The sequence below is a fragment of the Streptomyces sp. NPDC058086 genome (assembly GCF_042885015.1).
In the GTDB taxonomy this organism is placed as follows: Bacteria; Actinomycetota; Actinomycetes; order Streptomycetales; family Streptomycetaceae; genus Streptomyces.
Genome location: NZ_JBHVST010000043.1, coordinates 57,870 through 72,482 on the forward strand (window position 1 = coordinate 57,870; position 14,613 = coordinate 72,482).

The 14,613-nt window shown below is 72.3% G+C and carries 13 protein-coding genes; 6 read left to right on the forward strand and 7 right to left on the reverse strand.

The features are described from left to right. Nucleotides 1-27: 27 nt before the first annotated feature. Complete coding sequence (locus tag ACFVWD_RS29465; protein WP_389600450.1) at nt 28-618, forward strand: hydrolase; 591 nt, start codon at nt 28-30, stop codon at nt 616-618. 13 nt (nt 619-631) lie between these two features. Here the strand turns inward: ACFVWD_RS29465 and ACFVWD_RS29470 are convergent, their stop codons facing one another. Beyond that, nucleotides 632-1,603, reverse strand: a complete 972-nt coding sequence (locus ACFVWD_RS29470; RefSeq protein WP_389600414.1) for a ketopantoate reductase family protein — start codon at nt 1,601-1,603, stop codon at nt 632-634. A 117-nt stretch (nt 1,604-1,720) separates the two neighbouring features. On the opposite strand from ACFVWD_RS29470, the gene ACFVWD_RS29475 reads away from it, so the two are divergent. Continuing rightward, the gene (locus ACFVWD_RS29475) at nt 1,721-1,954 is read left to right on the forward strand and encodes a DUF2277 domain-containing protein (protein ID WP_101405402.1); all 234 of its coding nucleotides are present in this window, start codon (nt 1,721-1,723) and stop codon (nt 1,952-1,954) included. A 51-nt stretch (nt 1,955-2,005) separates the two neighbouring features. Here ACFVWD_RS29475 and ACFVWD_RS29480 read toward each other — a convergent pair whose 3' ends face one another. After that, on the reverse strand, nt 2,006-2,641 hold the full coding sequence (locus ACFVWD_RS29480; RefSeq protein ID WP_389600415.1) for a DedA family protein: 636 nt from the start codon (nt 2,639-2,641) through the stop codon (nt 2,006-2,008). A 201-nt stretch (nt 2,642-2,842) separates the two neighbouring features. Between ACFVWD_RS29480 and ACFVWD_RS29485 the strand changes: the two genes are divergently transcribed. Beyond that, on the forward strand, nt 2,843-3,379 hold the full coding sequence (locus ACFVWD_RS29485) for a superoxide dismutase family protein (RefSeq protein ID WP_389600417.1): 537 nt from the start codon (nt 2,843-2,845) through the stop codon (nt 3,377-3,379). A gap of 86 nt (nt 3,380-3,465) precedes the next feature. On the opposite strand, the gene ACFVWD_RS29490 is transcribed toward ACFVWD_RS29485, so the two are convergent. The 4 genes from ACFVWD_RS29490 to ACFVWD_RS29505 form a co-directional block, all read right to left on the reverse strand. Then, on the reverse strand, nt 3,466-3,921 hold the full coding sequence (locus ACFVWD_RS29490; RefSeq protein WP_168491019.1) for a DoxX family protein: 456 nt from the start codon (nt 3,919-3,921) through the stop codon (nt 3,466-3,468). A gap of 85 nt (nt 3,922-4,006) precedes the next feature. Beyond that, nucleotides 4,007-5,971: an FAD/NAD(P)-binding protein gene (locus ACFVWD_RS29495; protein WP_389600419.1), complete on the reverse strand. Its 1,965-nt coding sequence runs from the start codon at nt 5,969-5,971 to the stop codon at nt 4,007-4,009. A gap of 215 nt (nt 5,972-6,186) precedes the next feature. Continuing rightward, entirely contained in the window at nt 6,187-7,854 is a 1,668-nt protein-coding gene (locus ACFVWD_RS29500) for an alkaline phosphatase D family protein (RefSeq protein WP_389600452.1), read from the reverse strand. A gap of 142 nt (nt 7,855-7,996) precedes the next feature. Then, nucleotides 7,997-8,641, reverse strand: coding sequence for an HNH endonuclease family protein (locus ACFVWD_RS29505; protein ID WP_389600421.1), 645 nt, complete (start codon nt 8,639-8,641; stop codon nt 7,997-7,999). A 470-nt stretch (nt 8,642-9,111) separates the two neighbouring features. Between ACFVWD_RS29505 and ACFVWD_RS29510 the strand changes: the two genes are divergently transcribed. After that, a complete protein-coding gene (locus ACFVWD_RS29510; RefSeq protein ID WP_389600422.1) occupies nt 9,112-9,693 on the forward strand; it encodes a TMEM165/GDT1 family protein in 582 nt (193 codons plus the stop codon). 268 nt (nt 9,694-9,961) lie between these two features. Further along, complete coding sequence (locus ACFVWD_RS29515; RefSeq protein WP_389600423.1) at nt 9,962-10,621, forward strand: HAD-IA family hydrolase; 660 nt, start codon at nt 9,962-9,964, stop codon at nt 10,619-10,621. Between the two features lie 641 nt (nt 10,622-11,262). On the opposite strand, the gene ACFVWD_RS29520 is transcribed toward ACFVWD_RS29515, so the two are convergent. Next, nucleotides 11,263-12,240 carry a peptidoglycan-binding protein gene (locus tag ACFVWD_RS29520; RefSeq protein WP_389600425.1) on the reverse strand — a complete coding sequence of 326 codons (978 nt, stop codon included), beginning with the start codon at nt 12,238-12,240 and terminating at the stop codon, nt 11,263-11,265. Nucleotides 12,241-12,429: 189 nt separating this feature from the next. On the opposite strand from ACFVWD_RS29520, the gene ACFVWD_RS29525 reads away from it, so the two are divergent. After that, entirely contained in the window at nt 12,430-14,562 is a 2,133-nt protein-coding gene (locus ACFVWD_RS29525) for a DHA2 family efflux MFS transporter permease subunit (protein WP_389600427.1), read from the forward strand. The last annotated feature ends 51 nt before the right edge of the window (nt 14,563-14,613 follow it).

The following is a 14,613-nucleotide window of genomic DNA, read 5'->3' on the forward strand; positions in this document are numbered from 1 at the left end:
GCGCCCTCCCCCCCGAAAGGCCTGACCATGGCTGTCACCACGCTCGACCCGAACACCGCGCTCGTCGTCATCGACCTGCAGCACGGCATCGCCGGAAACCCGGGCCTCGCCCCGAACCCGGCCGCCGAGGTCGTGGAGCGGGCGGCCCGGCTCGCGGACGCCTTCCGCGAGCAGAGCCTCCCCGTCGTCCTCGTCCGGGTCACCGCCGCCGCCGACGGCGCGGACGGCGTGCCCGGGCGCATCGACGGCCCCGCCCGCGCCCCCCGTGTCTGGCCGGAGGGCTGGGACGTCCTCGTCGACGAGCTCGCCGGTCACCCGGAGGACATCGTCGTCACCAAGCGGAACTGGGGCGCGTTCTACGGCACCGACCTCGACCTGCAGCTGCGCCGCCGCGGGATCACCCAGATCGTGCTGGTCGGCATCGCCACCAGCATCGGCGTCGAGTCCAGCGCCCGCGCCGCCCACGAGCACGGCTACCACGTCACCCTGGCCACCGACGCCATGTCCGACATCGACGCCGAGACCCACCGCAACAGCGTCGAGCGGATCTTCCCGCGTCTCGGTGAGACGGGCACGACGGACGAGATCCTGGAAGTGCTGGCCAAGACCCACGCCTGAGCCGTAGTCAGGGTCAGTGGCGGCGGTCGCCCTCCAGCTCCTCCAACTCCCTCACCAGCCCCCGCGCCACCGGCACGGCCACCCCGTGCCGGTCCGCGGCCCGCAGCAACGCGCCGCCGATCGCGTCGAGTTCGAGCGGACGGCCCGCCTCGGCGTCGCGCTGCATGGAGGACTTGGTGTCCGGCGGGAAGGCGTCGTAGCGGGCGAGGGCCACGGCCGGGTCCGCCGGGGCGCCGCACGCCCGGCTGACGGCGGCCGTCTCCGCCACCAGGGACGTCAACTCCTCGCGGTGGCGCGTACGGACCTCGCCGAGCGGCACCCCGTAACGGGTCGTCAGCAGCGCGAACGGCGCGAGGAACGACATCTTCGCCCACAGCGTGGCCGCCTCGTCGTCCAATACGCGGACGGTGGGGCCGGTGGGGCCTGCCGCAGCCAACACCCCGGCGAGCGCGTCCAGCCGGCCGCGCGGCACGCTCTCACCGGTCAGGTCGATCTCGGCGAAGGGGCTGCCGTGTTCGATCACCCCGGGGGCGGTCCGGGTCGACTCGACACGGATGACGGCGGGGGCGACACGGGCGGCACCGTAGCGGGCTCGCAGGGCCGCCGGGTGTTCGACACCGTTCAGGAACGGGACCAGCAGGCCGTCGCCGAGCGCCTCCGGCCGTACCCGCTCCAGGGCCGCGTCCAGCGCCGTGTGCTTGACCGAGATCAGGCAGGCGTCGACCGGTTCGCGCAGTTCGGTGTCGGCCTCCACGGCCGCCGTGAAGTCCCCGAACCGGCCGCTGCGGACGCGGATGCCGTCCGCGCGCAGCGCCCGCGCCGTATCGTCCCCGGCCAGACAGATCACCCGGTGTCCGGCCCGGGCCACCAGCGCGGCCAGCAGTCCGCCGACGCCGCCCGGGCCCAGTACCGCCACGGTCGACCGGTCTGCGGCCCGTTCCGCGTCCTGTTCCTCGGCCCGTTCCTTCGGCTGGTCCTTGGTCATGACTGTTCGATCCTCTCGTCGGTCGGCCCCGGAAGGTGGCCGCCTCGACGTAGATCATCCCGCTACGGCAGCAGGACCGATGCCCCGGGTTCCGACCGGCCGCGCGAGACTGGACGCATGTGCCGCAGCATCAAGACACTCCGCCCGCCCGTGCTCCCCGAAGAGGCCACCGAGGAGGAGATCCGGGCCGCCGCCCTCCAGTACGTCCGCAAGGTGTCCGGCTTCCGCGCCCCGGCCGCCCACAACCGTGAGGTGTTCGACCGCGCGGTCGAGGCGATCGCCGCCGCCACCGCCGAACTGCTGGACGGCCTGGAGGTACGCGGGGCCGCTCAGCCCGGGCGCGCCGGATAGCGCCCCGCGTGTCCGCAGGTCCGCATATCCGCGGGTCCGTGCCTCCGTGGGTCAGGCGCCGGTGCCCGACTCCTGGGGTGCGGGACGGCGCATCAGGTAGGCCGCGCCCGCCCCCGCGCCGAACAGCGCCAGGAACGACACCCCGGTCGCGAGCCAGCTCGCGCCCAGCCACTGGCCGCCGAAGTAGCCGAGAGCGACGCTGTAGGCGGCCCAGGCCAGGCCCGCAACGATCGACCACGGCAGGAACTCGCGGACCCGGCGGTGGGCCGCGCCCGCGCCGAGTGAGACGACCGAGCGTCCGGCGGGCGCGAAGCGGGCGAGGACGACCAGCGCGCCCCGGGCGCCGCCGCCGCGCGCGAGGACCGCGCCGAGACGTTCCTGCGCGCTGGACAGCCGGCGCGAGCGGGCTATGGCCCGGTCCAGGCGTTCGCCGCCGCGCCAGGCCAGCCGGTAGGCCACCAGATCACCGAGGACCGAGGCGGTGGCCGCGGAGAGGGTGAGCGCCATGATGTTGGGCACCGGCTGCCCGACGACGGCCCCCGCGGAGCCCGCCGCCGCTGCCGTGGCCGCCGTGATGACGAGGACGCCGCTCGGCAGGACCGGCAGGAAGACGTCCAGCAGGACCGAGACGGCCACCGCCGCGTAGATCCATGGGCTGCCTGTCAGCGGCCCCACACTCTCCAGCACCGAAACTCCCCTGTACTCCCCCGTTGGCACGACCTCGCCGCTACGTAGCGGGGGAGCGGCAGGCGGCCTGTGACAGCCATACAGCGTACGCGGCGGGTGTGACAGGAGGGTCACTGGGGGTTCATGTGCTCCTCACGGAGGGAGCGAGTAAGGGAGGGGCGAAGTCGGGGCGGGGACGAGCGTTGGAGGAGTGGGACAGCGATGGTGGCAGGGATGATCGCCGGCGCCCTGGCGTCGGCCGTACTGACGGTGGGCGGCGGCGCGGGAGCGGACGGCTACTGGATGACGACGGACGCGCGGTTCGCGCCGCCCGGCGCCTTCGTTCCGTCGGCGGCACTGACGTACGACATGCGGGTCGTTCCGGCGGCCGGCTGGATCGAGGTGAGCCAGCTGATGGACGAGCGGGGCGCCACGACCGTACGGCTGCGGGTGACCGGAGTGAAGGCGGGCCACACGTTCGGGGCGCGGGTGCACCAGAAGTCCTGCGCCGCCGATCCGGCCGCGGCGGGCGGGGTCTACCAGCGCCTCGCGGATCCGGCTCACGCTGATCCGGACAACGAGGTGTGGCTGGACTTCACCGCCGACGAGAACGGGACGGGTGAGGCGAGGACCCGGCACGACTGGGGGTTCAGGCCGGGCGGGGCCGGTTCGGTCGTGCTCTACGACGGGCCGGGCGCGGGAGGTACGCGGGTGGCGTGCTTCACCGTCCCGTTCGGATGGGTCGCCGGGACGGCCTGAGCGAGGGCGGTACGGGACGCGCGGTGCGGGACGGCGCCCACCTCCGGGTGCGGGAGGCGGGCGCCGGGCCGGGGGCGGTGCCAGGGTCAGGCCGCGACGGGCTCCGAGGCCCGCTCGTCCGCGCGGGACGCGGCCGTGCGCCCGGCGAGGAGCCGGTCGAGGCCGAGCGCGCCGGAGCCGGTGAACACCAGCAGCAGCATGGTCCAGCAGAACAGCACGGAGAGCTCGCCGCCGTTCTGGATCGGCCACAGGGCCGTCGACTGGTGCACGTCGAAGTACGCGTAGGCCATCGAGCCCGACGCGATGAACGCCGCGCCGCGGGTGCCGAGGCCCAGCAGCACCAGGGCGCCGCCGACGAGCTGGATCACGGCCGCGTACCAGCCCGGCCAGGTGCCGGACGGGATGGAGCCGCCGTCGGTGCCGGCCGCGCCGCCGAGGACACCGAAGAGCGAGGCGGCGCCGTGCACGGCGAAGAGCAGGCCTATGACGATACGCAACAGGCCGATGGCGTACGGCTGAGCGCTGTTGAGGCGGTCGGTCATGTGGGGGACTCCTTCGGTCTGGTCCGGTCCGTGGGGAACCGGATCCTGGGGGCGGAACCGAGTGAGTCATCAACGTTAGGGGAACCTAATCAATGCTTGCAAGTTCAACATTTAGCCATGCTCCGGGTTCCGCTTGGGCTTCCGTTTCCGCTGTCGCCGCACGTAGCGCGGCCCGCGCCACCGCGTCGGCGTCCGAAAGCGTGACCGAATCCACACCCGGCCGGGCCCCGGCCGCGGTCACCCAGTGCACGCCCTCCGTGGGCACCCCGAAGGCGAACCGCCGTGCGTGCGGCCGACCTTGACGGTCAATCAGACGGTAGGGGCGCGGTGTTACGTCCAGCCCTCCGGTTTCGTAACCGTCGCTCGTGTGCGGGCGGCACCCGCCCGTTTTCAGCAGCCGGGTGAGCAGTTCGTCGCCCGTCCGCCTGAGGTCCGGTTCCGGCAGCCGCGCCTCTATCAGCGTGGTCGCGCGGACGGTCGAGCCCGGCACGTCGGGGGAGTGCGCGACCCACCCCCCGTCCTCGGCCCGCACTTCCAGCCGGGGGCCCAGGACGTCCAGGACACCCGCCTCGATCAGCGCGGCCATCTCCTCGACGCGGCGGCGGGGCGGTCCGATGGAGAGGAAGGCGTTGAGCGGCGTGTACCAGCGGTCCAGGTGCTCGCGCCGCGAGCCACCCGGCAGGCCCCCGTGGTCCACGATCCGCCGCACCTCGTTGCGCAGGTCGCGCAGCACGTCCAGGGCGGCCTTCAGGGGACCGTCGACGTTCCCGAGCGCGGCCTCCTCGGCGTCCTCGCGCAGATGCGCCAGCAGCCAGGAGCGCCAGGCGTCGGGCGTGGCGAAGCCGTGGCCGGCGTACGGGCGCGAAACGCGGTCCCAGCACCAGCGATCGCCCTCCGGGATGCCGAACTCGTCGAGGACGCGGGCCTCTTGAGGGCTCCGGTGCGTGGCGGCGAGGAAACGGTCCCTGAACTCCAGCAGCCTCGGGCGCTCCCACCGACCGGCGCACACACCCTCGTAGTAGACGGTCTCCACCTCCTTCGCGATCAGCGGCCATATCTCGCCCAGGAAGTCCGGCGCCTCACCGGAGTCGGCGCGCTTGCGGAAGCCGGCGATGACCTCGTCGGTGAGGACGAGGGGGAGATGGCGGCCGTAGGGGCCCTTCGCGTTGTCGCCGCGGGCCTGGTACGGGACACCGCGGCGTGAGCCCGCGTACAGGCGGGGCTCGTGGCCGGAGGAGAGGTAGCGCAGGCCCTCGGCGGTGCGGGTGAAGCGGCCGCCGCGGCCCGTCGTGAGCAGGGCCATGTGGTCGAAGAAGTTGAGACCGAGGCCACGCAGCAGGACCGGTTCGCCGGGAGCGGGTGCGGCGGCGGACAGGTCGACGTCCGCCGGGTTGGCGGGCGGGATGTGGCGCAGGCCGTGCCGTTCGGCGTACGCCGTGAGGTCGCGTTGGGCGCGGTCCGGGGCCGCCGGCAGATGGCCCTGGGCGAGGACGACCGCGGACAGCTCCGGCAGCGCGCGCCCGTTGTCGAGGGTGAGGGTCTGGCGGCCGTCGGGATCGTCGTCGAGCCGTACCGCGCGCGCCGCGTGCACCTCGACGCGCACTCCGGGCGGCGCCCCGCGCACCACCTCGGCGAACACCCACTCCAGATAGCGGCCGTAGTGCGCGCGGGTCGGGTAGTCGTCCGGGCCCAACTCGCCGCCCGCCCAGGTGTGCAGGCTCGGCCCGGGGCGGACCGGGCCCGAGCAGTCCACGCTGTCGTCGGTGAAGAGGGTCACCTGCGAGGCCACGGTGTTCATCAGCAGATGCGGTGACTGCGCGGTGCGCCAGACGCGGCCGGGGCCGGGCGGCGACGGGTCGACCACGTGGACCGTCAGCCGTGCTCCGGGCGGGAGCAGCTCCGGCGCGGAGGCGCACAGGCGTTCAAGGACGCTGGTGCCCCGCGGTCCCGCGCCGACGACGGCGAGGGACACATCGACGGCAGGGGTGGTCCCGGAGGGCGCGGCGCTCACTGCAGACAAAGGTGTGACTCCCGGGCATGGAGGGCGCATGACGGCGAACCGCCTGCTGGGAGCTCCACGGGAAGGTCCCCTGGAAGCGGACGGTCCGCCTCATCATGCCGTCGGCGAGAACCCGAACCGAGCCCCGGGCGGGAGGATCGCCGTCCGCTGCGGGATGCGTCACGGGTATATCACGGGGCCCTCACGCACCCCTCGCACCGCTATCACGCTTGCTTCACAGGCGCGTTGTGCACGACAGGGGCCGTTCACGAAGAGATCTCGGACTCCATGACCGTCCGCAGCCGGGCGGCGCCCCCGCCCTTCCCCGCGCGGGCCTGCTCCAGCCTCAGCCGGGCCGAACGTCCATGCAGGGTCAGGGTCATGAGCTGGTTGCCGAACCAAGGGCCGCCCGTTTTGCGCCAGTCGACGGGCGGCCGGTCGCACTTGCCGTGCCGGGCGAACCGGCGCCCGATCGCCCGCCCGACCGCGCTCCACCCGAAGCGGAAGCCGAGCCGTATGGAGAGGGGGATGGAGTTGTGGACGGGGGAGCAGGTCAGCTGGAGGACGCGGGCGTCGGGGGAGCGGGGGGAGTCGGGCGTCCCAGAGGTCCCGGAAGGCCACTGGGGCTCGGCGATATAGGCGTGGTGGACGTCTCCGGACAGCACGGACACCGTCGCGGGGGCGTCCGGCCCGGAACCGGCCTCGGCGATCAGCTCCGCGAGCGCGGCGAAGGACGCCGGGAAGGCCGCCCAGTGCTCCAGGTCGGCCCGGCGGCGTAGCTTCTCCCCGAACCGGGCCCAGCGCGAGCCCCGTTCACCCCGGCACAGGGCGGCGTCCCATGCCTCGGCGTCGTGCACGAGGTGGGGGAGCAGCCAGGGCAGTGAGGTGCCGATCAGGAGGTGGTCGCAGGAGCCCGGCGCGTCCAGCGCCTGCTCGCGCAGCCACCGCTCCTCGCCCGGGTCCAGCATCGCCCGCCGGTCCTCGGCCAGCACGCGGGCCGCCCGGGTGTCCACCATCAGCAGCCGTACGCGGCCGAAATCGCGGCGGTAGCTCCAGCGGACGGAGGCCGGATCGGCGTCGGACTGGGCGGCGAAGGCGCTCAGTACGTCGGTGCCGTCGGGGGTCTCGCGGACGGCGGCGTACAGGGCGTCCGTGGCGAGCTCGCGCGGTGAGAGGTTGCCGAGGTGCTGGTGGACCCAGTACGACATCAGGCCGCTCATCAGCCGCTCGCGCCACCACACCGTGGCCCGCATGTCGGCGAGCCAGGAGGCGCTGGTGTTCCAGTCGTCGATCACGTCGTGGTCGTCGAAGATCATGCAGCTGGGTACGGTCGACAGTAGCCAGCGGACTTCCGGGTCGAGCCACGATTCGTAGTAGAGGCGGGTGTACTCCTCGTAGTCCGCGACCTGGTCGCCCGGCGGGTCCGCGAGGTTGCGGCGGGCGGCGAGCCAGCGCCGGGTGGCCTTCGAGGTCTCGTCGGCGTACACCTGGTCGCCCAACAGGAGCAGGACGTCCGGCCGTTCGCTCTCGGGCTCGCTCGCGACACGGTCCGCCAGCGTGTCCAGCGCGTCGGGCCCGACCGGGTCCTTCTCGTCCGCGGGCGGCGCGGCCCAGCGGCAGGAGCCGAAGGTGACACGGACGGCGTCTTCCTCGCCCCGGGTGCGGACGACCGACGGCGGGAAGGGGGAGTCGGGCAGCGGCCAGACACCGACGCCGTCCAGCAGTACCTCGTAGGCGGTGTCCGTGCCCGGGGTCAGACCGCTCACCGGCACCAACGCGTAGTGGTGCCCGGCGACTTGGAAGGTGCGGGCCGAGCCGCGGGCGCCGTCGGCGCAGCGCACCTCGGCGGTGCACGGACGGCTCGCCTCGACCCAGAAGGTCGCGGACGAGCCGTCGACGTACCTCAGCAGCGGTCCCAGGCGCAGTTCCGCCAAGGTGATCACCCCTCTCCGTCGCCCCGTACGGTACGGAACGACGGAGATGAGCGGGGAGGTTCCGGGAACTGCGCCGGATTCCGTGGGGGGAGGGGACCGGTGGGGATCCGTGGGGGGATCGTTGCGGGGGTCGGTGCGGGGATCAGCAGCCGCTGAGGACCGAGCTGAGCTTGCTCTTCTCCGCCGAGTCGACCTTGAGGTTGTAGTAGTACTTCACCTGGACCCAGGCGCGGACGTAGGTGCAGGCGTAGGAGCTGAGCGGGGGCATCCACTCGGCCGGGTCCTGGTCGCTCTTCTGCTGGTTCACGTTGTCCGTGACGGCGATGAGCTGCGGACGGGTCACGTCGTTGGCGAAGGCCTGGCGCTGGGCGGTGGTCCAGGCGCTGGCGCCGGAGTCCCAGGCCTCGGCGAGCGGGACGAGGTGGTCGATGTCCAGGTCGGAGGCGGCGGTCCAGGTGGCGCCGTCGTAGACCGAGTACCAGGTGCCGCTGGTGGCGGTGCAGGCGGAGTTGGTGACGACGTTCGAACCGTCGCGCTTGAGGACGTACTCACGGGTGTTGCAGGTGCCGCTGATGGTGATCCAGGTGGGGAAGAGAGCACGGTCGTAGCCGGTGCGGTTCTCCGTCGCCACGGTGAGCGAGGCGAGGTAGGTGCGCGCGGTGGCGGCGCTGACCGGGGTGGGGAGCGCGGCGGAGGCGGTCGGGCCGTTGAAAATCCCGACCATGGCTATCAGGCCGGTGAGGGCTGCGAGTATGCTCAGCCGTCGACGCGCGTAGACCTTTGGCATGCGAACTCCCTTGAGGTGGGGGGACGTTGGGGCGAGCGGGCCCATGCTCGCGGTGCCGCATTTCCGGAAGGTGTGAGGCAGGTAAGAAGCTAGTGACGTGCGCATGACATGCCAAGGGGTTCGGGGCAATCGTTTTCTGTGGATCGGGGAAGGCGGGCTCCGGGGGTGCGGCGGTGTGGCCGGTCCGAGGGGCTCGGGACCTTTGGCCCTGCCCGGCCCGTTTCGTCATCCCGTACGATGGGTGGCGCAGAAGGGGAGTAGCTCTTCGCCGGACCGTCGACATACTGCTCAGCTCGTCTGAGCCGGCGCCCGGAGGCAGACCGTCACGGTCGGCCAGCGAGACCTTCGGCAGAGCAGTGCACTGTCCGCGCGTACGTCCTCGTGCGGGCGCCGATGTGTGCTGCCGTGCCGAGGTGTCGCGCAGCAGTCACAGCACTCTCGGTGGGGCAGCCCCGACCGATTGAGGGATTTTGATCAGCATCACCGTGATGGCGCTCGTCTTCGGCGTCGTCTTCCTCGCCGAGCTGCCGGACAAGACCGCGCTCGCCGGGCTCGTCCTCGGCACCCGCTATCGCGCCTCGTACGTCTTCGCGGGCGTCGCCGCCGCCTTTGCCGTGCACGTCGCGCTCGCCGTCGCCGCGGGCAGTGTGCTGACCCTGCTGCCGCAGCAGATCGTGCACGCGATCACGGGTGTGCTGTTCCTCGCCGGTGCCGCCGTGCTGCTCCTGAAGAAGGGCGAGGACGAGGAGGATATCCGCGATCCCGCGAACCAGAGCTTCTGGAAGGTCTCGGGGGCGGGCTTCATGCTCATCCTGGTCGCCGAGTTCGGTGACCTCACGCAGATCATGACGGCGAACCTCGCGGCCCGGTACGACGACCCGCTCTCGGTCGGCCTCGGTGCGGTGCTCGCGCTCTGGGCGGTGGCCGGACTCGGCATCGTCGGCGGCAAGGCCCTGATGAAGCGGGTTCCGCTGGAGCTCATCACCAAGGTCGCGGCCATGCTGATGCTGGCGCTGGGGGTCTGGAGTCTGTACGAGGCGGTGGCGGCCTGAGCCGTCGGCGCCCCGCTCTTCGGCGCCGCGCTCTTCGGGGTGCCGGTGAAGGGCCCGAGGCTCGTCCGTCGGGGTGTCGTCGAAGGGCCCGGCGCTCGTCCTGGTCGGGGGTGGTGGCGCTGCTCCCTCTCGTTTTGTATCGTAGAGAAACAAAGTGGCTCCCGTCCGCACTCCCTGACCGGCGGGCGGGGCCGCCTTGTCCCCCGGGGGACCCGGTGCTGATCCAATGGACGCCCCCGGCCCCTTCCCCGCGCCCTGGAGCCTGCCGATGACGGCCACCACCGTTCTGACCGCCCGCGCCCTCCTGCTCGACATGGACGGCACCCTCGTCAACTCGGACGCCGTGGTCGAGCGCTGCTGGCACCGCTGGGCCGAGCGGCACGGGCTGGACGGGGACGAGGTCATGAAGGTCGTCCACGGGCGGCAGGGGTACGCGTCGATGGCGGTGCTGCTGCCGAACCGGCCGATGGAGCAGAACTACGCCGACAACGCGCGCATGCTCGCCGAGGAGACCGCCGACATGGACGGGGTCGTCGCGATTCCGGGTGCCGCGGAGTTTCTTGCCTCGCTGGGCGGGGTGCCGCATGCCCTTGTCACCTCCGCGGATGTGGGACTGTCCACGGCGCGGATGGCTGCCGCCGGGCTGGGGCTGCCGGATGTGCGGGTCACCGCGGAGTCCGTCGGTGCGAGCAAGCCTGATCCCGAGGGTTTTCTGAAGGGTGCTGCCGAGTTGGGTGTGGCGCCTGAGGACTGTGTGGTCTTCGAGGACTCGGGGGCCGGGATTGCTGCTGGGCGGGGTGCCGGGATGCGGGTGGTCGGGGTGGGGTCCCGGGCCGGCTTTCATCGTCCGGATGTCGTCGTGCGTGATCTGACGCAGGTGCGGGTGGAGGTTGTCGGGGACGGGACGATACGCCTGCACGTCGGCTGACACCCGGTTTCCTCGCCCCCGCCGCCCCTACCCGTCCCATCCCTACCTGGGGGCTCCGCCCCCAGACCCCCGGGGTGTGTCCGTCGACTGCGGGCGAGTGGGGGCCGATCGCGCAGTTCCCCGCGCCCCTGGGGCACGGGGCTGCGCCCCGGTGCCCCATCGCACTGACGGCCTCGCCCTCAAACGCCGGACGGGCTGAACATACGAACCGGCGCCGAAAAGAGCGCCCCGTCAGGGTCGCGGGGAACCGCGCGCCAAACCAATCGGGTGGCCGGGGGATGCGGGGCGAAGCCCCCGCCTCGGGGGCGCGGGGAACTGCGCGCCAAGCCCCCACCGGCCGGCAGGCGAACGGATTGGGAGGCCGGGGGGTGCGGGGCGCAGCCCCGTCTTGGGGGCGCGGGGAACTGCGCGCCAAGCCCCCACCGGCCCGCAGTCGAACGAATCGGGTGGCCGGGGGATGCGGGGCGCAGCCCCGTCTTAGGGGCGCGGGGAACTGCGCGCCAAGCCCCCACCGGCCGGCAGGTGAACGGATTGGGAGGGCGGGGGGTGCGGGGCGAAGCCCCCGCCTCAGGGGCGCGGGGAACTGCGCGAACGGCCCCCGCCGGGCCGCAGTCGAGGAATTCACCGAACCCGTCGGACCGCTACGGCGTCCTCGTCTCACCCTCGAGGCTCGCCCGTGTCGCCGCCCCATACACCCCGGACTCGTCGCCCCTGATGCCACGCGCCCACTGATAGCGGCGTACCGCGTCCTCGACCTGGCCGGAGTACGTACCGTCGGCCTTGCCGGTGTAGAGGGACAACTGGCGCAGGCGCAGTTGGAGTTCGGTGACCTCGGAGCCCTTGTCGCCGCGGCGCAGGGTCTGGGCGGGCTGATCGCCCGTGGAGCCCTGGCCCGGCGCCAACGACGCGGCCGCGGTGGGCGTGGGTGTGGATGACGGTGAGGGCGCGGGCGGCTGTGATCGCGTCGCCGACGCCGACGCCGAGGGGGACGGGCTTCCGCTGGGGGACGGGGGCGGCGCGGTCGTTGTCGTTGCCGTGGTTGTGGGGGACGTGGCGCCCCCGGGGGCCGACCCCGAGTCTGATCGCGACGACGGGGACGACGGCGCCGACGTCGGCGTCGGTGACGGTGACGGGTCCGGCACGCTCGCCCGTACATCGTCCGGCAGCGCCCTGTCCCGCGCGGGGGCGTCGTACGAGAACAGCCCGCTCGCGAACCCCGCCGCCGCCACGACCGCCACCGCGGCCCCTGTCACGGCCAGCAGGGCCGTACGCCGTCGGCGCCGGGGAGGTTCCTCCGGGAAGGGGGACAGGGGTGGGTACGGGGGTTCGTTCCCGGAGTCGACGTGCCGTGCGGCGGTGGTGGCCTCCGACGGCACCGTACGCAGGCGCATGGTGGCGGGGGAGGGGGAGGGGGAGGGGGAAGGGGAGGACTCGGTCGCCGGCAGATCCACGTAGGGGCGTATTCGCAGGGGGTCGAAGTCCTCCGCCGCTGCCGCCTCCGCCGTGCGCGCGTCGCGCAGGGCGTCGGACGCGCGCCGGGTGCAGGCGCAGGACGGGGTGCCGTCCGGTGTCCGGGGCGCGGCGCACTCGGGGCAGACATGCCCGTTCGGTTCAGTCACGCGTTGGGTCCCTCCCCCTGAGACTCGCCCCCTCGGAACTCCCGAGGTTAGCCACATCCACCACACCTTCTCCCAGGAGCCCCCGGAATCCCGCCTTCCGCACCCGTTACAAGCTTCAACAGGCCATAACCCGCCATACCGACCACCATGGAGGGTGACCGGCACCCCAGGGGCTCATGGGAGGTCCGCATGACGGGCGAGACACCCGGTGATGTGCACGACCCGGACGCGCCGCCGCACGACCCCCCGTACGGTGTGAACGAGTCGGCCGTGCGGAGGCGCTCGGCGGCCGCCGTCGACGCCAAGGAGGCGCCGGTGCACGGCAGCGTCGTCGTCTCGATCGGCGCGCTGCTGCTCGGCATGCTGCTGGCCGCCCTCGACCAGACGATCGTGTCGACCGCGCTGCCCACCATCGTCAGCGACCTGGGCGGGCTCGAACATCTGTCGTGGGTGGTCACCGCGTATCTGCTCGCGTCGACCGCGGCCACTCCGCTGTGGGGCAAACTCGGCGACCAGTATGGCCGGAAGAAGCTGTTCCAGGCCGCGATCGTGATCTTCCTCGTCGGGTCCGCATTGTGCGGAATGGCGCAGAACATGGGTGAGTTGATCGGCTTCCGGGCCCTTCAGGGCCTCGGTGGCGGTGGGCTCATCGTGCTGTCCATGGCGATCGTCGGCGACATCGTCTCGCCGCGCGAACGGGGCAAGTACCAGGGGCTGTTCGGAGCTGTCTTCGGTGCGACGAGCGTGCTCGGGCCACTGCTCGGCGGGCTGTTCACCGAGCACCTCAGCTGGCGCTGGGTCTTCTACATCAACCTGCCGGTCGGCGTGGTCGCGCTCATCGTGATCGCGGCGGTCCTGCACATCCCGAGGAAGTCCGCCCAGCACGTCATCGACTACCTCGGCACGTTCCTCATCGCCGCGGTCGCCACCTGTCTCGTTCTCGTGGCCTCGCTCGGCGGCACCACCTGGGGGTGGAGCTCGCCGCAGATCATCGGTCTCGCGGTGCTCGGTGTCCTGCTCGCCGTGGCCTTCGTGGCGGTGGAGCAGCGGGCGGCCGAACCCGTCCTGCCCCTCAGGCTCTTCCGGATCCGCACCTTCACCCTCTCCGCCGTCATCAGCTTCATCGTCGGTTTCGCGATGTTCGGCGCGATGACCTATCTGCCGACCTTCCTCCAGGTCGTCCGGGGCGTGAGCCCCACCCTGTCCGGCGTGTACATGCTGCCCATGGTGTTCGGGCTGCTGCTGTCCTCGACCGTCTCCGGGCAGATCGTCAGCCGTACCGGACGCTGGAAGGTCTTCCCCATCGCGGGCACCGGTGTCACGGCGCTCGGTCTGCTCCTGCTCCACCAGCTCGACGAGCACAGCAGTACCGGAGAGATGAGCGTGTACTTCCTCGTCTTCGGCCTGGGCCTCGGCCTGGTCATGCAGGTCCTGGTCCTGATCGTGCAGAACGCGGTCTCGTACGAGGATCTGGGCGTCGCCACCTCCGGCGCCACCTTCTTCCGCTCCATCGGCGCCTCGTTCGGCGTGGCCATCTTCGGCACCGTCTTCGCGAGCCGCCTCGGCGACAACCTGGTGGCCGTGCTGAGCGGAAGGCAACTCCCCGCCGGCATCACGCCGAACAGCCTCAAGGCCGACCCGAAGGGCATCGCCGACCTGCCGTCCGCGCTCCGCCAGCCCGTCCTGCACGCGTACGCCTCGTCGATCACCGACGTCTTCCTGTACGCCGCCCCGGTCGCCCTGCTCGGCTTCGTCCTGGCCTGGTTCCTGCGCGAGGACAAGCTGCGGGGTTCGGTCACGGCACCCGACATCACCGAGACGCTGGCCACCAATCCCGTGGAGCGGTCGTCGTACGACGAGGTGTGCCGCGCGCTTTCCCTGCTCGGCACCCGGGAGGGGCGGCGGGAGATCTACGAGAAGATCACCGCGCGGGCCGGGTACGACCTGCTGCCCGCCGCGAGCTGGCTGCTGTTGCGGATCAAGAAGTACGGCTGGGCGGAGCCCGCGCTGCTGGCCGAGCGCAGCACCGTACCGCTGCCCGTCGTACTGGCCGCGGCCCGGCAGTTGGAGGAGCGCCGCCTCGCCGCCCGCGAAGGGCTCGACCTCGTCCTCACGGACGAAGGCCGCGAGGTCGCCGGGAGGCTGGCCGAGGCCCGTGAGGAGTCCCTGGCGGAGCTGCTCGGCGACTGGTGGGGTCCGGACCGCCCGACCGATCTGACCAAGCTGGTCAAGGAGCTGAACGGCGAGCTGTGCGGGTCCGACGGGGAGCGGCCGCACGACGGGACGGTGCCGCGTGCGCATCCGCGCGGGAGAGCGGCGTGAGTCCGGACACCGGCGTGAGTCCTCCGTCGGACTTCAGGGCGTCAGCTTCTT

Coding starts and splice junctions, on each gene's coding strand:
- ACFVWD_RS29465 (WP_389600450.1), top strand. CDS start 28: ATGGCTGTCACCACGCTCGACCCGAACACCGCGCTCGTCGTCATCGAC.
- ACFVWD_RS29470 (WP_389600414.1), bottom strand. CDS start 1,603: ATGACCAAGGACCAGCCGAAGGAACGGGCCGAGGAACAGGACGCGGAA.
- ACFVWD_RS29475 (WP_101405402.1), top strand. CDS start 1,721: ATGTGCCGCAGCATCAAGACACTCCGCCCGCCCGTGCTCCCCGAAGAG.
- ACFVWD_RS29485 (WP_389600417.1), top strand. CDS start 2,843: ATGGTGGCAGGGATGATCGCCGGCGCCCTGGCGTCGGCCGTACTGACG.
- ACFVWD_RS29490 (WP_168491019.1), bottom strand. CDS start 3,921: ATGACCGACCGCCTCAACAGCGCTCAGCCGTACGCCATCGGCCTGTTG.
- ACFVWD_RS29495 (WP_389600419.1), bottom strand. CDS start 5,971: ATGCGCCCTCCATGCCCGGGAGTCACACCTTTGTCTGCAGTGAGCGCC.
- ACFVWD_RS29505 (WP_389600421.1), bottom strand. CDS start 8,641: ATGCCAAAGGTCTACGCGCGTCGACGGCTGAGCATACTCGCAGCCCTC.
- ACFVWD_RS29515 (WP_389600423.1), top strand. CDS start 9,962: ATGACGGCCACCACCGTTCTGACCGCCCGCGCCCTCCTGCTCGACATG.
- ACFVWD_RS29525 (WP_389600427.1), top strand. CDS start 12,430: ATGACGGGCGAGACACCCGGTGATGTGCACGACCCGGACGCGCCGCCG.